We start from the raw sequence: 22367 nt of genomic DNA, 5'->3' as shown, positions 1-22367 counted from the left end.
TCACGCTTTTTAGTACATAAACAATTAACCAGTAACTTTTAATAAATAACCAAATAAACAAATAAATAGGAAAATCCAATGAAATCATTAATTAAACTAATTTTTCTTGCCGCATTATCAACGAGCACAGCAGTGATAGCACATGGTGATGGCCACGGAAAAGTGGACGAGAAAAAAGTGATTCAAGCGGCACAAAATGTCGCTAAGAAGCTTACTTTCAAAGACAATGGTATGTCGGTTGGTAAGTTAGATAGTTCATGGAATAAAGTGGCGAAAGAACAGTTTGAATTGGTAGAGGAATCAGACAAGGCAATCATTGTTAAAGCGACTAATAACGCGAATCAGCAAACGTTATTCTTTAAAGTGAGCAAGACAGGGAAAGTACTTGATGTAAAGGATTCCAGTAGCTTTAAAAATACTCATGGGCATTCTCACTAATCACTGTTACTGATAGAAAAGGGAGCGTCATCGCTCCCTTTGAACGTGTAATAGATTTATTCTTTAAAACCTAAATGAATAGCCAATTACAGGGCCGTGAGTTGTCGTGTTATATTTGAAGTAGTCGGCTTCACTGTACTCACCTTCTTCGTGGTCAACAAAGGTTGCTTTGTATTTAAATTCTAACGAATGATTGTCATTGAAGTGGTACTGAACACCTGCTTCAAGGCTAGAGGTGAAGTCAGAGCCGCCTGTACCTATATCACCACGAATAGTGTACTTCCAGTTCTCGTTGATAGGTGCCACCCAACGCGCACCGATAAAATAATCGACCCAGTCTTCGTCAACACGAACTTGTTGTGTTGCATCTAGTCCAGGCATGACAACGTCTAGATCTAAATCATTGTCCCACCAACGTAAGCCTACTAAGTAGTCTAATTGTCCGTATTTTTTCTGTTGAGAGTATATACCTTCTAACTGTAATACACCTTGCCTAACGCCAGCTTTAGCGATGCTATCGCGTGGGCCGCCAATATCAGATTTAAGATCCATATATGCGTAATCGATGGCAAAGCCCCAACCAGATTCATGCATAGCTTTGAAATTTAGCATAGCGCCAGTATCTAAGGTGTCTAGAATGGTGTCAAAGTCGACATCCACTGGGCGCGTGTCAGCTCTACCAACGCCAGCGTTTCCTTCAATGTTAGTCGCTTGCAGATAAGGGTTAAGAGTGAATTCCCAGTCATCTGCAAATGCAGGCTGAAGGGCTGTGGCGCACAGAAGTACTAGAGCCGTTTTTGTCGTGTTTAGTTTTTTCATCGTAGTGTTCCTGAATTTTTAGATGACTAATTTTAACGACTGTAGAAGAAGCAAAATGTGTTAAAGGCATGCGGTTATGTGCTAATTAGTTAACAGGTATACCTTGTTTAACAAAAAGTTACCTCATGCAAATAAATGCAAGGTTTAGAAAGAAAGTGGTTGAAAAATATCTGATTAGGGTATAAAAATTAAACATACGGTGAATAATAATTACTCAATACACCGCAAGATAATAATAAATTCAACTAATGTAAGGAATGTCGAATGGGGAAGGCTACTAACGAAGTTGCTATCGAAAATGAAAACTTGTTTAGGTTTTTAGTGTCAGCACCAATAGCAATATTATTGTCAGTTTTTGCTGCAAACTATATAGGTACTGACGGACTTATTATCATGAAAGTGATATTTGTGATGATGGCGGTTTACTTCACCTTAACGGCATTAGCTTATTTTGCTTACTATACCAATGACCTTCAAGAAGGCACAGCGCCAGGGTTGATTGAAAACGAGAATCTTAAAAAGCTCTTACTCAATGCACCTATCGCTATTTCATTTATTATTTTTGCCGTAAATTCAATCGCCTCATCAAGTCACATTGTGTTTAATGTGGTACTTGTTGTCTGCGCGTTATATTTCACTTTATGTACCTTAGCCTATGGCGCGTTTTATACTAACGATCGCTATGATGCAGCTGAACCACATCACTAACGATTAGAAATTAATAGGTTTTTAAAAGGCGCTAATACACAAAGTATTGAGCGCCTTTTTTCTTTATCCTAGCTATATTCCACTTCTATTTTTCGATTTGTTCCTAACGAAAACTATGCTCTTAACTTTAATTGAGTTATTTTAGGGGCAAATAGCGCTTTTAATTTGATGGAGAATTTATGCGAAGTATCGCCGTCGCTTTAATACTAACTCTAAGTGTTTGTACCGAATTGAGTGCCAACGCGGGCAATAAGGATTATGACAATATAATTAGCCAGTACATGGCTGAATATGAGTATGTGGGTTTAGCTATTGTAGCGTCTAAAGGTAAAAAGGTAGTTTTTGATAAAGCATATGGCTATACCGACTTAAACAACAAAGAACCATTTTCAAGTAACAAGATAATATCTCTTGGCTCAAATGCTAAAACGCTTACCGCGGCGTCAGTTTTATTGCTTCAAGAGAAAGGGCTATTAAAACTATCTGACACTTTAGATAAGCACCTTCCTTTTGATTTAAAGCACAGTGGCAGTATTACACTTGAAGACATGTTGTGTCATCGCTCAGATATAGCAGATGTATACGGTTCAGGAGAATATGAAAACTACGTTTGGCAACAAGCCAAATCTCAGAAAGAGTTTATCGATAAACTTAACCTAAGTACGCATATACCCGACGCAGGTAAAGAATACCGCTATAACAATACGGCATATTTTTTATTGGGGATGGTTGTAGAGCATGTTAGCCACCAAAGTTTAGGTGATTTCTATAGAGAATCTATTTTTAGCCATATGCCCGAAACAAAACTCGCGTACTTAGGAGATTCTTTTTATTCACCTAGTTTAACGCCGGCTTTTCAAAGTGACGGCACCAAAATGATCGAGTATGTATCACCTGTAGAGTATCGAATTGTTGGTGGCGCTGGTGCTTTAGCTGGAGATTTACCTTCTTATACTGATGGTTTTGCATCTCTAATGTCAGGAAAGGTTTTAAATAGTAGCTCTGTTTCTTTGATGCAAAAATCTTGCAAATTAAAGGATGGAACAACGGTTGTTAATGGTAAAAAGCAAAGTATTGGCCTTGGTATTGAAGTTTCGAAAGTTAAAGGAGAAACCGTTTATTCAAGAGGTGGGGCATTAAATGGTTATGTGTCTGCCGTTTACTATTTTCCTGAAAGAGATTTAACTGTGGGTATTACGGGTAATACATGGGCACCATTAGCTCCACTTTTGGACAAACTATTCGAACAAGATTGGCATAAAGAGTGGTAAGCTAAATGTAGAAGTTTTAGTTACTTCCATATTGGTGTTATTAATTAAAAAAACTTAATAGCCAAGAGGGCGCTCATACTATAAGTATTGAGCGCCTTTTTTCTTTATTGCGGCCAAAGCAGGATGTGCAAATTTACGATCACTACTAATTAAATAAAGTTGTTCTCGAATATTTTTAGTACGACCTACTACCGTTACTTGATAAGTTTGAAGGACGTGGTCTTCTACAATCGTAGGTGTACAGAATATGCCGTAACCTGACTGCCCAAATAGTTTGGCTAAGGCACTGTCATCGAATTCTGCGACAATTTCTGGAGAAAGATCATTATCTTTTAGCCAAGACAATAGTGCTAAACGAATAGACGATTGCTCCCCTGGGATAAGTAACTTCTGATGGTTTAAACACTGTGGAAAGTCACCATTGATAGTTTTTTTCAGTCTAGTGGCTATGTAAAAAGTTAAGCCGGAATCGATAGCTTTATGGCTATAAGCTTTTATTTTACTGCCCGGAGGAATAGGGCAATCAGAAAGGATCACGTCAATTTTATTGTTTGCTAGAAGCCCAAGCAGTTGCTCTAACTCACCTTCACGGCAAATAAGCTTCATTGCGAGGTCATCATCTAACACCGGCTTTAAATAGTCATATGCGAAAACTTTAGGAATTACATCTGTAATGCCAACTGAGAATGTCAGCTTTTTACTTTTTTGATTGGGCTCTAAGTTTTGTAGTAATTCATGTCCAAGACTGAAAATATCTTCGGCGTAGTCATAAACTAACTTACCATTATCGTTTAAAATGAGTCGTTTACCACTACGTTCAAATAGCTTTAATCCTAAATACCCCTCTAAAGTAGAAATTTGACCGCTAACAGTTTGCGGTGTTAAGTGCAGTAATTTACAGGCGTTAGCAATACTGCCTTCTTTTGCGACTAAGTAAAAATAATGGAGATGATTGTAATTTAGTTGCTTCATTGATTATTCCTTAAAACACAAACTCATTATCAGGATATTTCGAATATAATCTCAGTATAATTCGAATTTTTAGAAGTTAAAAAGTTTTATATAGTGGCTGCTCGGTGTCTAAATGATGAGCGCTGATATGACAAAAGCGGATTTTCGATTAATGTTCCACCAAGATGCCATCGGTGGATTACTTTTAGTAGCAGCTGCATTGCTTGCTTTAATAGTGGCAAATTCAGGTATTAGTTCTTTCTATCAGGGCTTATTGAATTTGCCTGTCGCTGTTCAGATAGGCAGTTTTGAAATTGCTAAACCATTGTTGCTATGGGTTAATGATGGTTTAATGGCCATCTTCTTTTTTCTCGTCGGCTTAGAAGTTAAACGAGAAATCATGCAAGGGCATTTGTCCTCGGTCGAGCAAATTATATTACCTGCGGTAGGTGCCATAGCTGGTATTTTATTTCCTGCGCTTTTTTACGTTTGGTTTAATTGGGGGAACCCTGAATCCATTGTTGGTTGGGCTGTGCCGTCTGCTACTGATATAGCCTTTGCTCTGGGCGTATTTAGCTTATTTTCAAGACAAGTTCCTTTGTCTTTAAAGCTATTTTTATTGTCTGTGGCTATTTTTGACGACATCGGCGCGATTATTATTATCGCTTTGTTTTACTCGCAAGATCTTTCAACGCTATCACTAACAATTGCTGCTATTGGCTTAATTGTGTTATTCGTTCTAAATCGTTGCAACGTTAAGTACCAAGCAGCTTACATTTTAGTAGGGGTTATTGTTTGGGCTGCCGTTTTAAAGTCGGGTGTACATGCTACGTTGGCAGGCTTTGCTCTCGCATTATTTATTCCTTTAAGTGTTAAAAATGAAGATGGTAATCCTATGCTTTTGAACTTGGAGCATAGTGTTCAACCTTGGGTCGCTTTTGCCATTTTACCTGTATTTGCCTTTGCGAACGCTGGTATCGAGTTATCAGGTATTACAGCGAACGATCTTGTTCACCCAGTAACATTAGGTGTTATTACTGGGCTGTTCATTGGTAAACAAGTAGGCATTTTTGGATCGTGTTGGTTGGCGATAAAACTTGGCCTTGCCAAATTACCCAAAGGAGCAAATTGGCTGCAACTTTACGGCGTATCTGTGCTGTGCGGTATTGGGTTTACCATGAGTTTATTCATAGGTTCACTTGCCTTTGAGCAATCTGACTCTACTTATTTTAATCAAGTGAAGCTGGGTGTGTTAATTTCCTCTTTATTAGCTGCAGTATGGGGAGGTTGGATTATTAAAATTTCTCAGCCTAAAACGAAGGAGGTTCGTTATGAAAATACTGAAAATGTTGTTAGCTAGTACAATTTTATTAGTTGGGTTACCTGCTACTAACGCGTCTGAAATGGCTAATGCTTCTTGTAAAGACACATTGACTGCTTCTGAATGTAAGGCCTATATCGCAGGCGTGGTGGAAGGTTACATAGCAAGTAAAAAGAAATACTTAGAAAAGCAAACGGTTTTTGAAAATGGTTATGCAAATCGTGCTTATATGAACCGAGTGGGCAATAGTAGGGTGTCTACAAGTAAAGAAATTCCGGCGTGCTTACCTGATAACCTAGATGCTAATGAAATTATTGAGGTATTGGCAACAGAAATTACTGTAAACAATATAACTGACGATTTAGGTAACTATTTAAGAAAGACTTATCCGTGTATGTCTTCTAAGTAAAAAGACTATATTTGGTTTACCCTCAGGGATATCGCAACTGTCATGCGCAGCGATATCCCTTTTTTGTACTTGAATTCAAGTATTAGATAAAAGTAAAACCGCAAAGAAGGAATTATCTATTTTAATCTAATCGAAGTTTGTACCACACTTAACTTAGTTATTAAGTTTGGAGGTAACTATGAAGTGTTTAATTCGTGCAAATAATGTTGAGCTGTCGAAAAAAGCGAGAGAGCAGTATTCGCGACGCGTAACAAAAGCGTTCTCGCGCGTCAGTGACAGAATTCAATTCGTCGTTGTCAGTTTTCAAGCGATAAAAGCTAGAGGGGGAAATGATAAAAGGTGTGTTGTCACTATCGTGGGAGAAAACGTGAAAGAAGTGAAAGTTTACGATATTCATCATTCACCCCAAGCTGCTTTTGGTCTGGCGCTTAGCAGGAGTAAAAGAGATTTTATTGACCAGATTAAAAAGCGCATTTATCAGATGAGAGGTGCTCTATCGAGTCGCAAAGTGAGAGAGGTTCAAGCACTCGAAAGTTTCTAAAACGATAAGTTAAAGCTGTAAGCAAAGTTGTGTTGATAACACCTTGCTTACAGCTTAATAGCTTTCTTCATCATTTCTCTTCCTTCAGTCTCTACATAATTAAGAAATACCTTTGCGATAGGCGACAAGTTTTGTGATTTTACCCATGAAAACCACCACTTTGATTGGATCGGGAGTGACTCAACATTGATGATTTGTACGTCGTAAATTTCTCCAAACGCTAAGGTGTGAGCCGACAAAATTGATACGCCTAACTTTGATAACACAGAGTGGATAATGGCCTCATTACTGGCAATAGTCATTTTTACTTTAGGTTGACACTGTTTATGCTTAAAAAAGTTTTCCGTTGCATAGCGCGTACCGGAGCCAGATTCTCGTATGAGGAAGTCCTCTTGGCAAAACTCTTCTAAAGATACTTTCTTTTGTTGAGTAAAAGGGTGGGACGCTGAAGCAATAGCTACTAGATCGTTAGACATAAAATCGATCGTTTCAAGGTCTAAGCCTTCTGGTACGTAACTAAATACGTAAAAGTCATCCAACCCCTGTTCTAATCGTTCGATTACGCTTTGTCGATTGGCAACGGTAAATTGAATATCGATGCCGGGATATCGCTCACAAAACGGACCTATAAGATGCGGAATAAAGTACTTTGCAGTTGTTGCGCTAGCAATTTTTAATGTGCCAGACTTTAACCCTCTTAAATTTGACAAGTGCATGTCTAATTCTTCACAGCTTTTTAAAATGCCTTTTGCTGTGCTAACGGTGGCAAGGCCTGCATCAGTGAATTTTAATTGTCGACCGACTTGTTGATAAAGCGGCATGCCAATCGCTTCGCTTAATTTCTTTAACTGCATGGACACAGTAGGTTGGGTTAGAAACAATTTTTCTGCTGCAAGTTTAACGCTGCCACCTTCATATAGGGCGAGTAATATTTCTAATTGTCTAAATGTGCCTATATGTGCGTGAAGCCTTGATGCCATAATTTCCTCTCGAATGCTATCAATCAGAATAACAATGATTAGATTAAAGGTTAATTAATCAATTGGTAATATCTATTATTGTCTAATTATTTAAAAGAGTAAAATATCTGTACTAAATTAATCAACTAGGTTCAGAGTTTTTATGAATATTCGTCGTGTCGCGCTGTCGCTTATTACTAGCTGTTTTCTCGCTATGTTTTATGGTGTAAGTGTGTTTATTGGTTCGCCATCAGTGGCGTTTGTGATACTTGCCGCGGTTATTTTAACGCTGCCTATGGTACATATTTTACGCACAGACCATCGTACGACTGAACCAGTGGTTGAATTGAATGCTTTTAATAACAAAGGTTAGAGGTAAATTAGTTCAATGATTGATGCTGTCGTTGCTTTTTTCGTGCTAGGTCTTGTTTGTCATTTACTAGGTGCAAAACTTGCTTTTCCTGAAGGGTTATATAAAACCTTGAGCTTATTTTTGATGGTAGCTATTGGCCTTAAGGGGGGCGTTGCCTTACAAAAGCATATAGATCCAAACCTGTTGATGATGTCTATTGCCGTTGTGCTATTCGGCTTATTTTTACCTCTAATTGCTTATCCAATTCTTCGTTACTTTGGTCAGTTTGATAAAATAAATGCTGGCGCAGTGGCTGCCCACTATGGTTCAGTAAGTGTCGCAACTTATGCTGTAGCCGTAGCCATTCTAGAAGCGAACAATATTGCCTATGAAGCGTATTTCCCGTTGTTTGTCGTTTTACTAGAAATGCCTGCAATTATTGTTGGTTTAATGTTAGCTAGAGGCAATATAAATATTGTTAATCGTGAGTTTATCAAAAAGGAGTTACTTGCTAATCAAAGTATACTTCTAATGGTCGGTGCGCTTATTATTGGATATTTCGGCGGGGCTACAGTATCTAAGCTATCACCATTTTTCTTTGAATTATTCTCTGGTGTTCTTGCCTTGTTTTTATTGAAAATGGGGTTAGTTGCAGGAGAGCAGATATCCTCCATAAAAAAACATGGGGTCTTTTTGCTCTCTTTCGCATTGCTCATGCCGATGCTTGGTGGTGTCTCAGGTTTAGGGTTGGGGTATCTATTAGGTTTGAGTGCTGGAGGTCTAGCGCTAATGGCTGTATTAGGTGCGAGCGCCTCCTATATTGCAGTGCCAGCAGCGATGAAAGAGAGTTTACCTGAAGCGAATGCAGGGGTTTCTATTACTGCGTCTTTAGGTATTACGTTTCCCTTTAACGTTTTGGTAGGTGTGCCATTTTTTATTGCCTTAAGTGGCTATTTAGCGGCATAACTTTGTTCTTACGCAAATCGATTTTCTAAATTCAGGCTAAACTAATAGGTGATTTTATACGGTTTAGAGAATTGATTTGTCGGTACGTGAAAAAAATACTGTTTGTGGTAATCAAAATAAACTCAAGAAATGGCTCTTACTATTTATTTTCGCTTTAATAGCAACAAAGGTATTTGGTCAGTCAGAGTTTTTATCGAATGCCCCTTTGTTTGAAAAGGCATTTAGAAAGCATAGTGCGGTAATGTTGATTATTGAGCCACAGTCAGGTGAAATTATCGATGCAAATGATGCAGCACTTGAGTTTTATGGGCTTACATACTCACAAATACGAAATACAAGTATACAGCAAATAAACCTTTTAAATGCGACACAAGTGGCAAACGAGAGGCTTGCTGCCCAAACAGAAAATCGTAATTATTTTATTTTTAGACATAGAGCAGCCAACCAAACGATAAAAACTGTGCAGGTGCATTCTTCTCCTATGCGAATATCTGGCAGGTTACTTTTACTGTCGATTGTGCGTGATATCTCTTCAGAACGCGTGGTCCAAGAGCAATTGTGGCGCTACCAAACCAATTTGGAGCAAATGGTAGACGAGCAAGTCATGTTGTTAAACAAACAATCAGAGCAACGTTCGTTTAATCAAATGGTTGCCATTGTTATGTTAGTGATATTTAGCCTATCACTCCTTTATTTATTGCGAAGAAAATCCTTAGCTGAACAAAAAATTAAAATGCTTTCTCAAATTGTAGAGCAAAGTCCTGTCGCCATTGCCATGTTTGATGAGCATGGCGATATTACATACGGCAATAAGCAGTTTGAAAACCAGCAACTAAAACGTGAAAACGGTATTTCACCTGAAAATAGTAATTTCACTTTTTCCTATCTTAAACTCAATGACGATGTAAATAACATTACCCATCAGGTTGCGCAGGGTCGCAACTGGCGAGGAGAATTACTCAGTACTTCTGTATCTGGCAAAGAATCCTGGGAAATGAGTAATGTGTTTTCGCTTTCTACACAGGTTGATATGTCAAAATATGTGTTCATTTCTCAGGATATTACGCATATAAAAGAGCATGAAAAACAACTTCGACTAGCCTCAACAGTATTCCACACTGCAACCGAAGCGGTCATGATTTGTGATTCAAATAACAAGATATTAGCGATAAACCAAGCGTTTACCGATATAACGGGTTATGAAGAAAGTGAAGCGATTGGGGAAAAACCAGATATTTTAAATTCTGGTCATCACGATAAGTATTTTTTTCAGGATATGTACGCTGATATCGAAAATACGGGAACTTGGCAAGGTGAGATTATAAATCGTAGGAAGAATGGCGAAGTTTATTATGAATGGCTATCTATCACTGCGCTCATGAGTCCATTGGGCCATCTAGAAGCTTACGTTTCTTTGTTTAGCGATATTACAAAGCGCAAAAAGGCAGAAGATAAAATTTACCATCAAGCTAATTTTGACACCTTAACGGGTTTACCTAATAGACATTTGTTTACCGATAGGCTTACTCAAAGTTTAAAGATCGCAGAAAGGGAAAGTAAATACCTAGCATTGTTGTTTATAGATTTAGATGGTTTTAAGCAAGTTAACGATAATCTTGGTCATTCGCAAGGCGATGTTCTTTTACAGCAAGTCTCATTAAGGTTAAATGAGTTACTTCGAGAGTCTGACATGGTTACTCGCTTAGGAGGTGATGAATTTGCCATTATTCTCGATAATATCCCTGATATTTATGCTATTGAAAAAGTTGCTTCAAAGATTATAGAAAAAATAGATCATCCTTTTGTATTAGGAAATCAAAGAGGGTATGTAACGGCAAGTATTGGTATTTCAACATTTCCAAATGATGGTAACTCGGTAGAGGAGTTATTAAAAAAAGCTGATAATGCCATGTACAAAGCTAAAGCTAGTGGCCGGAATAACTATCAGTTTTTCACCCAGGAAATGGATGAAGAAGCGCATAGACGAAGTGCTTTAGAAGCGGATTTACGCGCTGCTATTTATGATGAACAGTTAGATGTTTGGTTTCAGCCAATCCATGATTGTAAAGAAAGAAAAATTAAATTTGCCGAAGCATTAGTGCGCTGGAACCATCACGAAAAAGGAATGATCAACCCAGCAGAATTTGTGTCGTTAGCTGAGGAAATCGGGGTTATTAATCAGTTGGGGCGCTTCGTTCTTGAGCGAGCATGTCTTGAAGCATATAAATGGAATGAAGAACTTAATCGCAGAGTGGGCGTTTCGGTTAATGTTTCATCGATACAATTTCAACAACACGATTTTTATCAGCAAGTAGTAAAAGTATTGCTTCAAACCCATTTATCACCTGAACTACTTCATTTGGAAATAACAGAAAGTTTATTAATTGCAGATGATGAACAAGTTTATAATCAACTGGTCAAATTGTCGGATTTAGGCATAGTGCTGAGTCTCGATGACTTTGGTACTGGCTATTCATCATTGAGCTACTTAAAACGCTTTCCCATGGATAAGTTAAAAATAGATCGTAGTTTTATAAGTGACATGAATGAAACAAATCAGGATACTCGACTGATTGAGGCAATTCTATCTATCGCGAAATCTTTGCAGATAGAAACTGTGGCTGAGGGTGTAGAAGACAAATTTCAACAATCGGTTATAGAGCAATTGGGCTGTGACTATATTCAAGGATATTTATACAGTAAACCACTGCCAATCGAAACATTCATGGCCTACTTAAAAGATCATATTGATTAAAAAATTTGTGCGCGCTATTTAGTACTTGCTCTAAATACCTTAAACATATTCATAATGATTTCTAAGTTGTTTTCTTCGTAACTTGAAAAAGCAACGCCTAGCGGTGTGGATTCAATTACTTTTGCTAATGCTTGTGCGTCGATGCCTATTTTGTCGATGGATAATCGACCATCGGATATTTCCTTTTCCATTCTTTCTTTGATAATGGTTTGTACTTTCGTTACTTCAGACTGAATAAGATCTTGGCAATGAGATTGGCCTGCATGGATTAATTCAGTTCGAATTAAATTACTAGGAATATCGTCAAAAAGACCTGAACAACGTCCAACAATAAGATGCTCAGTATCATCCCAAAATTCATTTTCAGACACTATGTATTCTCTTAGTGCTTCTTGATTACTGTCAATATGACGTTGCACTACCGCACGGAACAAATCTTCTTTTGAACTAAAGTTTTTATAAATAGTTGCTCTAGAAATATCAGCATAACGACCAATTAAAGAAACGTTGGCCGCTGAATAGCCATGTTGAAAGAAACATTTTTGTGCTGCTTCAATAAGCATTTCTACTGATTTAGGCATATTGTTTACTAAGCTTATATAAATTTATCGACTATTTTAGTCGTTAAAAGAAAAATAAACAACAGGTTTACACATTGTGTAAAAGTGTAAACCTGTGTTAGGATCTGCACAAATTTGTTACAGACCTAAATATTGGTCAGCAATTTACTTAACTTTTATCGAGGTTATCGTGTTTAGAATCGTCATTATTGGAATTTTATTGATTTGTGTTCAGGCTTGCTCAGATCAAGCAGCTGTTGAAGAAGAGACAAAGCCACTTGTTGTGCAGTTAACAGAAGTAAAGCAATCGAATCTTAATCAGAGCTATGAGTTTCCTGCAACGGTATCGGCCGTGAAAGATGTTGAGCTGAAATTTGAAGTATCTGGTCGACTTATATTTGAAAATTTAGTTGAAGGCAGCGCGGTAACAAAAGGGCAGGTATTAGCACAAATCGATCAAGCGCCTTTTAAACGTAAAGTTGAAGAAACGAGAACTCGCTTGGTTGACGCTACGCGGATGCTTAAGCGTGTTAAAGAAATGTATGACAAGAAAGTCGCCTCTCAACGTGAAATGGATGATGCCGATTCAGCATTTAAACTTGCTCAAATTGCCTTGGACAATGCATTACAAGACTTAAGTTATTGCACGATCAAAGCGCCGTTCGACGCCGTTATTGGTGAACGATTGATTGAGAACAATAGTTATATTCGTGCAGGTGATACGATTGCAGCGCTTCAAGATCGTTCACAACTTTATTTTAGTTTTGAGGTACCTGAGCGCATTATGACAGCCAACGCTGGTGATCGTAACGTTAAAGCCACTGCGTATATTATTGGTCAGGAAGATAAGGTGTTTGATATTCATTATGTAGAACACAGAACCACACCAGATCCTATCTCGCAAACTTACGGATTAACATTCGGTATTAAAGGTGAAACAACGAATTTGTTTTATCCGGGCTCTAGAGCAACAGTCAAAATAGAAAAACTATCAGGTGACGATAGTGCACTTATTATTCCATTAAAGTCTCTAGTGGGTAATAAAGACAGTGGTTTCCATGTTTGGCGCTTTAATAGCGATAACAACCAAGTAGAAAAAGTGACGGTTAAGGTCATGCAGTTAGTGGGTGATCATGTCGTTATTGATAATGGTGTTTTTCCTGGCGATAAAATTGTTTCGGCTGCCGTTACTCAAATGCGTGAAGGCTTAGTTGTTAAAGAATATAAGGCGGAGTTTTAGAATGGATATCGCTCGTTATTCACTATCTAAACCGATCAATGTCTGGCTAGTTACCTTATGTTTTTTAATAGGCGGCATAGTCGCCATGAATGGCATAGGTCGGTTGGAAGATCCTGCGTTTACTATCAAACAAGCGGTCATTATGACCCAGTACCCAGGTGCAAGCGCAGAGAAAGTTGAAAAAGAAGTTACCGAACAAATCGAAATTGCCTTGCAGCAAATGTGGCAATTGAAAAAGGTTGAATCTGAAAGTAAACCTGGTTTGTCTCGCATTATCATGGAAGTGAAATCAAATATCGATGGGCCGCTGTTACCTCAGATTTGGGATGAATTACGCAAACGAGTAAGAGACATACACGGTCGTCTTCCAGCAGGTGCTCATACTCCGCAAATTATTGATGATTTTGGTGACGTGTTTGGTTTGTACTATGCGATGACAGCTCCTGATTTCAGTGCCTATCAAATGCGTGAGTTCTCGCGCATTATTCGCCGTGAGTTATTAACGGTTGACGGTGTGGCTAAAGTGTCAGTTAGTGGTATATTGGAAGAGCAAATTGTTGCTGAAATTGATACCTATCAAATTGAAGGCTTAGGTCTTTCTTTTCCTGATTTACAGCAAATTCTAGCGAGTAATTTGCAACCATTTGCTGGCGGAAGAATTTATGTTGGTGATAAGCAAATTCGAGTGCCAGTTTCGTCTGCAACAGACAAAGTAGAAGAGATCGAAAATATCTCTTTTGTTATCCCGGGTAAAAATGCCTCTATTCGCATCAAAGACATCGCTAAACTAAGTTTAAGACCAGTTGATATTCCTTCTGATCTTAAACGTTATAACGGTGAGAGCGCTATTACTTTAAGTGTTTCTGCGCAAAATGACGTTAACATCGTAGAAGTAGGTAAACGCATTGAAACAAAACTAGCGACAATTTTAGCTCAGTTACCTGCGGGCATTAACGTTGCGTCAGTGTATAACCAAGCAAAAATCGTTGATAAAGCCGTTGATGGTTTTATCTTGAACCTTGAAATGTCGGTTGCTGTTGTAACTATTGCCCTATGTATTTTTATGGGGTGGCGCTCGGGCGTTGTAGTTGGCGGTACCTTATTGGTCACCGTTTTAGGCACTGTCTTTTTAATGTGGTTGTATGGTTTACAACTAGAACGTATTTCTCTGGGCGCTATGGTAATTGCCATGGGGATGCTGGTTGATAACGCGATTGTTGTTGCCGAGGGTATGATGCTCAGGATGGAAAAAGGCAAATCTGCCGTAGATTCCGCAAGCTTTATAGTTAAGCGAACGCAATGGCCACTGTTAGGCGCGACAATTATAGGTATCGCAGCTTTTTCAGGTATTGGTTTATCTGATGATGCAACGGGTGAATTTCTCTTTTCTCTATTTGCTGTAGTCATGTTCTCTTTATTACTTAGCTGGATTTTCGCCGTTACCTTAACGCCGCTATTGGGTAAGTATTTTTATAAAGTGGGCACGCCGAAAGAGCAGGAAGATGAAGGTTCATTTTTCCATAGAGGTTATTTGGTGTTATTGAGAAATGCTTTACACCACAGAGTTATTGCTATTTTTGCGTTAGTGGCAATTACTGTTGCTGCGTATGGTAGTTTTGGATTAATCAAGCAAGGATTTTTTCCTCCTTCAAACACACCTAACTTTTTTGTTCATTATTGGGGGCCACAAGATAGCGATATCCGTGCTACTGAAAAGTACATGAAAGCGGGTGAATCTCTTATTCTGGACACTGAAGGTGTCGAATCGTTAACCACCTTTATCGGCCAAGGCGCTGATCGTTTTACGCTTGTTTATAGCCCAGAAATGCCAAACGAAAGTTACGGTATGTATTTAGTACGCGTAGAAAATGCGGCCGATATTCCAAGAATATCGAAAGATATTGCTAGTCGCTTACAGGCGGTAAACATTGATGCTGAGTACTACGCTGAAATTATGCAATTCGGACCGGGCGCTGGTGCTAAATTACAAGCAAGATTTTCAGGCCCTGATCCTGTCGTATTGCGTGATCTAGCAGAACAGGCACAACAAGTTTATTTCAATGATGGTAAGATCCGTGACATTCGACACGACTGGCGCACTAAAGGCATAGTGGCGTTACCAGAATTTGACGAAAATGCAGCCGGTATCGCGGGGGTTTCGCGTAGTGATTTTAATCAGGCTATTCAGTTTTACACCAGTGGTTTAACAGTTGGGCAGTTACAAGAAGGGGATTATGTATATCCAATCGTTGCTAAAAGTACCTTGATTGACTCTGCCGAATCTACTAATACCGCGATAGCGCTAGAAAACGCTTTAGTTTGGAGTGCGAGCCAACGAACTTATATTCCTTTTATTCAAGTTAGCGGTAAAACTAATTTTGATAGTGAAGAAATGTTGATTAATCGACGTGATCGCGTCCGTACTATTACGGTGATGGCAGAAGGTGGCTACGATGAAACGGCAGGCGCTGCATTTGATAGAACAAGGCCGTTAATTGAAGCTATTCCACTACCTGACGGGTATTCTTTAGAGTGGGGTGGTGAATTTGAATCTGCTCGTGATGCTCAAAAAGCGCTTGGACAAGGGTTACCGCTAGGTTTCTTAGTGATGTTCATTATCAGTGTTTTGTTGTTTGGTCGCGCAAGACAGCCACTCATAATTTGGTTGGTTGTGCCTATGGCCATTGTCGGTGTTGTCGCTGGCTTGTTAATTGCTGACTTACCTTTTGGCTTTATGTCGTTACTAGGCTTTTTGAGCTTGTTTGGTATGTTAATTAAAAACGCTATCGTGTTGTTAGAAGAGATTGATTTACAAATTGATGAAGGCAAAGCGAAAGATGCGGCGATTGTTGAAGCGAGTTTAAGTCGTTTACGTCCGGTGTCGCTAGCCGCTATCACTACGATACTCGGTGTTATGCCGTTAATAGCTGATCCATTCTTTGCTGACATGTCGGTAACGATTATGGGCGGCTTGGCATTTGCAACATTGCTAACTTTGGTAGCGGTACCTGTGCTTTACAGTATCTTCTACAAGATTAAAGTGACTAAATACTAGGGCGTGTTGATCGTTTATGACAAGATGCCCGCAATTAGCGGGCATTTTTTTATCTTGCACTTTGTTGTTAAGTCATTTAAATCTATCAACATTAGTTACATCAGGGTTGGTTAGATGACGCTAGAACAAGCTATTTTACAGTGGGATAGAAAATCGGCACATGATATTACCCGTGTATATCATGAATTTTATCAATCATCAGACTTTGTTCATGAACTGTTGAAATTAGCCCAAGATGAAAAGGCGCAAGATGGCGCTACATGGTTAATTAAGCACTGGTTAGAAAATAGTGATGAAGAATATCATCAACACGTCAATCCGGTGTTAGACATTATAAATAAACTGCATTCATGGCCTGCTAAATTACACATTCTGCAATGTCTTCCTTATCTTTGTATTAAAAAAGATCAGTCGAAAAAGCTAGAAGCTTTTCTTTACGCGAATTTAACGGATCAAAATAAGTTTGTAAGAGCGTGGGCATACAATGGTTATCATGTTCTTGCGACGCAGCACTCAGCCTATCGCAAAGTGGCGAAAGAGTATTTGGATATGGGGCTAATAGATGAGCCAGCTTCTGTTAAAGCTAGAATAAGAAACGCTTTTAAAAAGGATCCGTTAAATTAGTTTCAATTTATTTTGCCTGTATTTCATTCAATTAAAGGCGAGATATATAGTCCGCTGTGGATAACTCCTCGATTTCTTAGCATTCACTTTTTCTGACAATCGCTAATCTCAGCAATGAGTTAAATGACTAAAATCTAGTCTTTCTCGTCAAAAGATATCCAATCTATTTGAATAGCTATTCATTTTTACGATTTAACTTCAATAAAAACAGGGGGTTAAAACTTGGTTTGTCGTTTGCTAATGTAAATGGCAACAAAATAATAACAATGAAAAAACTTAAAAATAAGGAAGAAGTGATGGCTCTACTAGAAATTGATTCGGTTACGCATAAATACGATAAACACGTAGCGCTGCAAAATTTGTCGTTAACATTAAAACCTGGCATTACTGGGCTGCTTGGTGCAAATGGCGCAGGTAAATCGACATTGATGCGCATCCTAGCAACTATTACTCAACCAAGTGCTGGAGATATTCGTTGGAATGGCGATAGTATTTTAAAACAGCCTGAAAAAATTAGAGCAGAACTAGGCTATTTGCCTCAATATTTTGGCGTTTATGACCAACTTACCGCAGTAGAGTTTCTCCAATACTTAGGTGGCTTGAAAGCACTTCCCACCAAACAAACAAATCAAAAAATACATGAATTACTTGAGCAGTTAAATTTGTCTCATGTGGCTAATCAACCACTGAAGGGATTTTCAGGTGGAATGAAGCAACGCATCGGTATAGCTCAAGCGTTATTGTCAGACCCTAAGTTACTGATTGTTGATGAACCTACGGTTGGCTTAGACCCTCAAGAACGGGCTAATTTCGGTCAGATGTTACATGAACTCGCCGAAAATAGGGTCATCTTGTTATCGACACATATTGTTTCTGATATCGAATCACTTGCTCATCAAATTGCTGTGATTAAACAAGGTCAATTGGTATCCGATGGCTCAGCAGAACAACTTCAACAGTCGGTTGCAGGTAAGTGCTGGCAAGTAGCAATCGAGCCGACAAAATTGTCTGCCTACAAAAATGAATTTGTCATCACGCAAACGATACGTCAAAACGACAAATTGCTACTGAATTTAGTCTCTGATTATCGACCTGATAATAGTGCAACTGAGCGTCAAGCGAGCTTAGAAGATGCCTATTTGTATATGGCACAAAATAAAGTAAATAACGACGTGATCAGCGAGGTAGCTTAATGAGCCCTTTAACCACTTCTATACTGGCTGACTTTAGGCAACGCACTCGAAATCAACGGTTTATTGTTATCTTGTTAGCCATGTCTTTGTTAACTCTAATTTATTTTCCCGCAGGGGATGCTGGTTATAACACCTTGACGGTTAATGGCGCGCGCGGTATCTATAACAGTGCTTGGGTTGGTTTGTGCCTAGGATTATTAAACGTTACTTTCTTACCGTTAATTTGTTTTTACTTTGTTAAAAATGCCATTGCGCTAGACAGGGAAGCTAAAACGGCTGAGTTAATTGCTGCGTCTAGTATTCAAAATTGGCGCTACCTACTAACAAAATGGACGGTGAGTTGCGTAATTTTATTTGCTGTCGCGATAGTGATGACTCTCGTTAGTGTCTTTGCACAGCTTTATCACGGCGAAAGTTATGCGATTAATCTATGGCATTTGTTATGGCCTCAGTTTGTTTACGTGCTTCCTACGTTATTGGTGATAGCAGCGATAGCACTAATGTTTGAAACCATACCTAAGCTTCGAGGGGGCTTAGGTAATGTTCTTTATTTTTTTATGTGGACAGCAGGCTTGATAGCCTTTTTAGAAAGTACAGGCGGTATTCATTCAGTCTTAGATGTCGTGCGCTCTGATTTAAAAGCTATGTATCCTGATACCGAAGATGCCAGCAATTTAGGCATTATCGTTAAACAATCTGAACAAGATATTATTGTCTTTGAATGGGCTGGCGTTACTGATATTCGTCAGCAAGTCATGTCTATATTTCCTAGTTTAGCCATTACTATTGCATTTTTAGCCATTGCTTTATGGCGATTTGATCGTTTTGCTCAACAGCCAAATAGCGATAGCAAAGGTAGCCAACATAGTAAATTAGCGCAGTTATTTACCGCCACTGGTGTTGTGTTAGATCGTTTAGCGTCGGCGCTATTTTCCCACGCTGCGTTTACTCGTCAGCTTCATTGGGAAATGAATATCCTTCTTCGAGGACAAGGTACATTTTGGTACTTGCTGGTTTGTGGCGCAATGATAGGGCAAGTATTTGCGCCACAAGAGGCATTGGTGACCATTATTTTACCTTCGGTATGGCTATGTTGTGTGCTGATATTATCGTGCTTAGGTATGCAGGATAAATTAGCGAATACGCAAGAGCTTATCCGCTACCACACCAAGAGTATTGTTTCGCCATTGTTGAGTAAGTACCTTGCTGCGGTAGGTATATTAGTGATTGTTTCACTGCCAGGGATTGTGCGACTTGCATTGTTAGGCGAATCTTTATGGTTAATTCAAATTCTTATCGCGATTTTGTTTACTGTATCACTCGCGTTATTTTGTGGTGTATTTACCCAAACAAAGCGCATGTTTGAAGCCTTATATCCTGCGCTTTGGTATGTTGGGCCATTAAATGGTTTGCCGTATCTTGATTATTTTGGTGTAAACCAAATTGAAAATTGGCGCTTAGGGTTACCACAAATGTTTTTCTCCATTTCAATGGTGTTATTGTGCTTAGTGTTAGCCAACCTTTATCGCCAAAAACAGAAACTACAAACGGGTTAGCTGTTTAGCTTTGGTTGACTAAATAAAATAGACAGTCACTTTCGGCGATATCTTTTTTAGATGTCGCCATAAATATTCGCATATTAGTGGCGCAAACGATTTGATTGTCTCTAATGGTGAACATTTGATTGACGATATTTTCATTTGATTCGTTAAACAACTGTAAGTTGTTTAAACCATTATTATCTGTCCAACCGATTAGTTGTCCTTTTTTACCTAATCCGTAGTTAAAGCGTTCAATATTCTCACACAGCGTAACACCGGTATGTCCTTCATTTTGCCCCGCGTAATGAAGCTCAACATGAGGCTTCACTTGCAGTCGAAGTGGATTATGAACGATAGAGACTTGTTGCTCCGGTGCGCAAGAGGATAAGGACTCACAACAAGCTAACTTGGCAATGCCTTCGAATGCGATGGTATGAGATTGCTCGTCATTGGCGCCACCGCATTCGATAGTAATGGTTGGACAGTCAAAGTTGAGTTCCATCAGAGCGCCAAGTCTTATGCCTGACAAAATCATGGTATCAGTAAAGAATGAGGCTAAAGTTAAACCATCAATGGATATAAACGAAGAAACGGCAAAAGCAGGGCCTGAGCCTGAGGTGTTATGCAAATCTACAATCGCGTCAGGTGTGACTTCTCTTATTGCCTGTTCGATTAAGTTCGCGCGAGTAAAATAGCCGTGTTTTAACTTGCTGCCAAAACAGCGGTTGATGTCTAAGCCTTCAGGTAAGTATCTATGAGTGAACATGTCGTCAGTTGTCGCTGCTTCTACTGAGACAATAATAAACCTTAGATTGATTGCTGGCAGAGGCAGTTCACTGCGTCTTGTTAGCCATCGGTGCAGTGCAATAAGGCCAGAAGGTTCGTTACCGTGAAGCAGGGTGGTGATAACACGTGTTTTTTGCTGATTAGCGCCTGTAATATCGATAATAGTTGGTACATCTAGCGAAAGTAAAAACTGAGCAAAGTCAGCTTTAAGTTCAAAGTCGTTTGGATCTTTTAAATAGTTAACATCGCTAAAATCTATGTCCATGAACGCTCCCATTGAGACACTGGTAAATCAGATAAATACGCCTTGTGATAGTCTTGCACTAATTGTTGGCTTGCTTTAGCCACGTTCATACGTTGATGAAGCCAATTAAAGTGGTTTAACTGCCAAACCGCTCCTGTCATATTAGCGTTTAGGCGTTGTTCAATAATGCTCAAATAATATTGTGCTTCTTGTTCATGAATATTGAGAGAGATCAAACCTTGCTTCGCGATAGGGAGCATTTGATGCAAGACTTGTTTTAAATCAACTTCTACAGGGGTTAACGGGTGTTCTAACGGCCAAATAATCTTGGCATCGATACCTGATTGTGCTGCGCGATAGAAATTATACTCTGCGAAACGAAACGGCATGCTAGGTAAAATATCATTAACTTTATCAGCCATGCCTACCGCTAGACCAATAGCCAGCGCAGCATTGGCTAACATATCCAGATTACTTGGCCCTGCTGGAATCGCTCTAAACTCTATTCTTATATGCTTATTACCTTGCTCAGAAAAAACAGGTCGGTGCCATGGCCAAATCGTTCCCATATGAAAACTTAGTTCATGAAATGGAGAGCTGTTCTCATTGTTGGTTACATAGGGCAGTAATGTTGGATATAAAGCAACGGACTCTGCGAAAAGCTCCCAGATAGATTCACGTACCCAGCCTAAACCAAAGTTAACTCTAGCGGGTTGAGCCCATTGATGCTGCATTCTCAAGCGCATATCCAAAGATTGCTTAAATAAAGCGATTCGCGTTTCATGCCATAGTCGCTTGTTTAGTAATAACGGAGAATTTGCTGAAATTGCCGTAACTAACGGTAGAGTTAGCTGTGCGGCATTAAATACGTTAGTTAGTTTGTCTGGTGGAACCATTAAATGCACTTGGAATGAAGTATTAGCTCCTTCAGCGCAAATGTCTGAAAAGTTAACTTTTAGCTGATCTTTTCCCCGTATATCGATGACAAAGTTTTCGCCGCGTTGTTCATATATATGCTCTGCTAACTGCTTATAACGGTTGGTATTAGTCATACAGCTGGCGTTTAAGTGCTGAATTGACAAGGTGGGTAAAATACCAATAGGCAGAGCCTGACAGTGATAATCATTAGTCACCATGTTGAGTTTGTTTAGTTCGCGGTTAAGCTGGTTTTCAATGGCACTAAAAGGCTTACCTTTAACTGGGGTCGGGTCTAAGTTAAGCTCAAGATTATATTGGTTAAGTTCATGTTGGTATTTATTGTCATTAAGGGCTGTGAGTATTTCCGAATTTTTGAGGCAGGGCATGCCGTTATCTTGGATGAGGTAAAATTCTAGTTCAGCACCAATTTGCAATGGTTCTTTACCAAAATTAGGCTGAGACATTTCGTGTTTAAGCGTTATTAATTGTTCAAATAAGCGCTTTCGAAAAACGGCTCTATCCGCTTTAGTAAAACTATTTTTATCGACTTCTTGGCCCATAAGTCTTATTCCCTGACAATATCCTAAAACTAGCATGACATAAGGCGATGTTTAGCTATTTGATATAGGTCAAAAAATAATCGTTTAGGCGTTTTGATGTTACATTATGTGTAACTAACTTATTGAATATGGTTAAAGCTGTACTTTTAGTGTCAT

The 22367-nt window shown here is 38.9% G+C and carries 20 protein-coding genes; 14 read left to right on the top strand and 6 right to left on the bottom strand.

The window, feature by feature from the left end; genetic code table 11:
- Positions 1–78 precede the first annotated feature (78 nt).
- The gene (locus ACOB80_RS07030; protein WP_473165103.1) at positions 79–438 is read left to right on the top strand and encodes a DUF6488 family protein; all 360 of its coding nucleotides are present in this window, start codon (positions 79–81) and stop codon (positions 436–438) included.
- Between the two features lie 63 nt (positions 439–501).
- On the opposite strand, the gene ACOB80_RS07025 is transcribed toward ACOB80_RS07030, so the two are convergent.
- Positions 502–1257 (bottom strand): hypothetical protein, encoded by a 756-nt coding sequence (locus ACOB80_RS07025; protein ID WP_473165102.1) that lies wholly within the window; start codon positions 1255–1257, stop codon positions 502–504.
- A 264-nt stretch (positions 1258–1521) separates the two neighbouring features.
- Here ACOB80_RS07025 and ACOB80_RS07020 point away from each other — a divergent pair, with 264 nt between their 5' ends.
- Both ACOB80_RS07020 and ACOB80_RS07015 read left to right on the top strand, forming a co-directional pair.
- Positions 1522–1965, top strand: a complete 444-nt coding sequence (locus ACOB80_RS07020; RefSeq protein WP_473165101.1) for a hypothetical protein — start codon at positions 1522–1524, stop codon at positions 1963–1965.
- Positions 1966–2144: 179 nt separating this feature from the next.
- Complete coding sequence (locus tag ACOB80_RS07015; RefSeq protein ID WP_473165100.1) at positions 2145–3236, top strand: serine hydrolase domain-containing protein; 1092 nt, start codon at positions 2145–2147, stop codon at positions 3234–3236.
- A gap of 78 nt (positions 3237–3314) precedes the next feature.
- Here the strand turns inward: ACOB80_RS07015 and nhaR are convergent, their stop codons facing one another.
- Complete coding sequence (nhaR, locus tag ACOB80_RS07010) at positions 3315–4208, bottom strand: transcriptional activator NhaR (RefSeq protein WP_473165099.1); 894 nt, start codon at positions 4206–4208, stop codon at positions 3315–3317.
- Positions 4209–4335: 127 nt separating this feature from the next.
- On the opposite strand from nhaR, the gene nhaA reads away from it, so the two are divergent.
- The 3 genes from nhaA to ACOB80_RS06995 all read left to right on the top strand — a co-directional run bounded on the left by nhaA (position 4336) and on the right by ACOB80_RS06995 (position 6458).
- The gene (gene nhaA, locus ACOB80_RS07005; protein ID WP_473165098.1) at positions 4336–5547 is read left to right on the top strand and encodes a Na+/H+ antiporter NhaA; all 1212 of its coding nucleotides are present in this window, start codon (positions 4336–4338) and stop codon (positions 5545–5547) included.
- A complete protein-coding gene (locus tag ACOB80_RS07000; protein ID WP_473165097.1) occupies positions 5519–5917 on the top strand; it encodes a hypothetical protein in 399 nt (132 codons plus the stop codon). Before nhaA ends, ACOB80_RS07000 begins: the two co-directional genes overlap by 29 nt.
- 178 nt (positions 5918–6095) lie before the next feature.
- Complete coding sequence (locus ACOB80_RS06995; protein ID WP_473165096.1) at positions 6096–6458, top strand: hypothetical protein; 363 nt, start codon at positions 6096–6098, stop codon at positions 6456–6458.
- Between the two features lie 47 nt (positions 6459–6505).
- Here ACOB80_RS06995 and ACOB80_RS06990 read toward each other — a convergent pair whose 3' ends face one another.
- The gene (locus ACOB80_RS06990) at positions 6506–7438 is read right to left on the bottom strand and encodes a LysR family transcriptional regulator (RefSeq protein ID WP_473165095.1); all 933 of its coding nucleotides are present in this window, start codon (positions 7436–7438) and stop codon (positions 6506–6508) included.
- 142 nt (positions 7439–7580) lie between these two features.
- Here ACOB80_RS06990 and ACOB80_RS06985 point away from each other — a divergent pair, with 142 nt between their 5' ends.
- The 3 genes from ACOB80_RS06985 to ACOB80_RS06975 all read left to right on the top strand — a co-directional run bounded on the left by ACOB80_RS06985 (position 7581) and on the right by ACOB80_RS06975 (position 11490).
- Positions 7581–7790: a hypothetical protein gene (locus ACOB80_RS06985; RefSeq protein WP_473165094.1), complete on the top strand. Its 210-nt coding sequence runs from the start codon at positions 7581–7583 to the stop codon at positions 7788–7790.
- A gap of 15 nt (positions 7791–7805) precedes the next feature.
- Complete coding sequence (locus ACOB80_RS06980; protein WP_473165093.1) at positions 7806–8735, top strand: sodium-dependent bicarbonate transport family permease; 930 nt, start codon at positions 7806–7808, stop codon at positions 8733–8735.
- A 76-nt stretch (positions 8736–8811) separates the two neighbouring features.
- Positions 8812–11490: a sensor domain-containing protein gene (locus ACOB80_RS06975; protein ID WP_473165092.1), complete on the top strand. Its 2679-nt coding sequence runs from the start codon at positions 8812–8814 to the stop codon at positions 11488–11490.
- A gap of 14 nt (positions 11491–11504) precedes the next feature.
- Here the strand turns inward: ACOB80_RS06975 and ACOB80_RS06970 are convergent, their stop codons facing one another.
- Positions 11505–12071, bottom strand: coding sequence for a TetR/AcrR family transcriptional regulator (locus ACOB80_RS06970; RefSeq protein ID WP_473165091.1), 567 nt, complete (start codon positions 12069–12071; stop codon positions 11505–11507).
- 169 nt (positions 12072–12240) lie between these two features.
- On the opposite strand from ACOB80_RS06970, the gene ACOB80_RS06965 reads away from it, so the two are divergent.
- The 5 genes from ACOB80_RS06965 (at position 12241) to ACOB80_RS06945 (ending at position 19718) form a co-directional block, all read left to right on the top strand.
- The gene (locus ACOB80_RS06965; protein ID WP_473165090.1) at positions 12241–13290 is read left to right on the top strand and encodes an efflux RND transporter periplasmic adaptor subunit; all 1050 of its coding nucleotides are present in this window, start codon (positions 12241–12243) and stop codon (positions 13288–13290) included.
- A 1-nt stretch (position 13291) separates the two neighbouring features.
- On the top strand, positions 13292–16345 hold the full coding sequence (locus tag ACOB80_RS06960) for an efflux RND transporter permease subunit (RefSeq protein ID WP_473165089.1): 3054 nt from the start codon (positions 13292–13294) through the stop codon (positions 16343–16345).
- Between the two features lie 114 nt (positions 16346–16459).
- On the top strand, positions 16460–16969 hold the full coding sequence (locus ACOB80_RS06955; RefSeq protein ID WP_473165088.1) for a hypothetical protein: 510 nt from the start codon (positions 16460–16462) through the stop codon (positions 16967–16969).
- A 266-nt stretch (positions 16970–17235) separates the two neighbouring features.
- Complete coding sequence (locus ACOB80_RS06950; RefSeq protein WP_473165087.1) at positions 17236–18162, top strand: ABC transporter ATP-binding protein; 927 nt, start codon at positions 17236–17238, stop codon at positions 18160–18162.
- Positions 18162–19718, top strand: coding sequence for an ABC transporter permease (locus ACOB80_RS06945; protein ID WP_473165086.1), 1557 nt, complete (start codon positions 18162–18164; stop codon positions 19716–19718). The genes ACOB80_RS06950 and ACOB80_RS06945 overlap by 1 nt, the downstream gene beginning before the upstream one ends.
- A gap of 4 nt (positions 19719–19722) precedes the next feature.
- Here ACOB80_RS06945 and ACOB80_RS06940 read toward each other — a convergent pair whose 3' ends face one another.
- Together ACOB80_RS06940 and ACOB80_RS06935 are read right to left on the bottom strand one after the other, a co-directional pair.
- Positions 19723–20754 carry a M14 family metallopeptidase gene (locus tag ACOB80_RS06940; protein WP_473165085.1) on the bottom strand — a complete coding sequence of 344 codons (1032 nt, stop codon included), beginning with the start codon at positions 20752–20754 and terminating at the stop codon, positions 19723–19725.
- Positions 20745–22211 (bottom strand): glutamate-cysteine ligase family protein, encoded by a 1467-nt coding sequence (locus tag ACOB80_RS06935; protein WP_473165084.1) that lies wholly within the window; start codon positions 22209–22211, stop codon positions 20745–20747. Before ACOB80_RS06935 ends, ACOB80_RS06940 begins: the two co-directional genes overlap by 10 nt.
- Positions 22212–22367: the final 156 nt, after the last annotated feature.

This window comes from Thalassotalea coralli, assembly GCF_055786205.1.
The sequence above is the reverse complement of the archived record's forward strand: the minus strand, read 5'-3'. Positions and strand labels throughout refer to the sequence as shown.

Excerpts from the sequence above, each read along its gene's own strand:
- ACOB80_RS07030 (WP_473165103.1), top strand. The coding sequence starts at position 79 with ATGAAATCATTAATTAAACTAATTTTTCTTGCCGCATTATCAACGAGC.
- ACOB80_RS07025 (WP_473165102.1), bottom strand. The coding sequence starts at position 1,257 with ATGAAAAAACTAAACACGACAAAAACGGCTCTAGTACTTCTGTGCGCC.
- ACOB80_RS07020 (WP_473165101.1), top strand. The coding sequence starts at position 1,522 with ATGGGGAAGGCTACTAACGAAGTTGCTATCGAAAATGAAAACTTGTTT.
- ACOB80_RS07015 (WP_473165100.1), top strand. The coding sequence starts at position 2,145 with ATGCGAAGTATCGCCGTCGCTTTAATACTAACTCTAAGTGTTTGTACC.
- nhaR (WP_473165099.1), bottom strand. The coding sequence starts at position 4,208 with ATGAAGCAACTAAATTACAATCATCTCCATTATTTTTACTTAGTCGCA.
- nhaA (WP_473165098.1), top strand. The coding sequence starts at position 4,336 with ATGACAAAAGCGGATTTTCGATTAATGTTCCACCAAGATGCCATCGGT.
- ACOB80_RS07000 (WP_473165097.1), top strand. The coding sequence starts at position 5,519 with ATGAAAATACTGAAAATGTTGTTAGCTAGTACAATTTTATTAGTTGGG.
- ACOB80_RS06995 (WP_473165096.1), top strand. The coding sequence starts at position 6,096 with ATGAAGTGTTTAATTCGTGCAAATAATGTTGAGCTGTCGAAAAAAGCG.
- ACOB80_RS06990 (WP_473165095.1), bottom strand. The coding sequence starts at position 7,438 with ATGGCATCAAGGCTTCACGCACATATAGGCACATTTAGACAATTAGAA.
- ACOB80_RS06985 (WP_473165094.1), top strand. The coding sequence starts at position 7,581 with ATGAATATTCGTCGTGTCGCGCTGTCGCTTATTACTAGCTGTTTTCTC.
- ACOB80_RS06980 (WP_473165093.1), top strand. The coding sequence starts at position 7,806 with ATGATTGATGCTGTCGTTGCTTTTTTCGTGCTAGGTCTTGTTTGTCAT.
- ACOB80_RS06970 (WP_473165091.1), bottom strand. The coding sequence starts at position 12,071 with ATGCCTAAATCAGTAGAAATGCTTATTGAAGCAGCACAAAAATGTTTC.
- ACOB80_RS06960 (WP_473165089.1), top strand. The coding sequence starts at position 13,292 with ATGGATATCGCTCGTTATTCACTATCTAAACCGATCAATGTCTGGCTA.
- ACOB80_RS06955 (WP_473165088.1), top strand. The coding sequence starts at position 16,460 with ATGACGCTAGAACAAGCTATTTTACAGTGGGATAGAAAATCGGCACAT.
- ACOB80_RS06950 (WP_473165087.1), top strand. The coding sequence starts at position 17,236 with ATGAAAAAACTTAAAAATAAGGAAGAAGTGATGGCTCTACTAGAAATT.
- ACOB80_RS06945 (WP_473165086.1), top strand. The coding sequence starts at position 18,162 with ATGAGCCCTTTAACCACTTCTATACTGGCTGACTTTAGGCAACGCACT.
- ACOB80_RS06940 (WP_473165085.1), bottom strand. The coding sequence starts at position 20,754 with ATGGACATAGATTTTAGCGATGTTAACTATTTAAAAGATCCAAACGAC.
- ACOB80_RS06935 (WP_473165084.1), bottom strand. The coding sequence starts at position 22,211 with ATGGGCCAAGAAGTCGATAAAAATAGTTTTACTAAAGCGGATAGAGCC.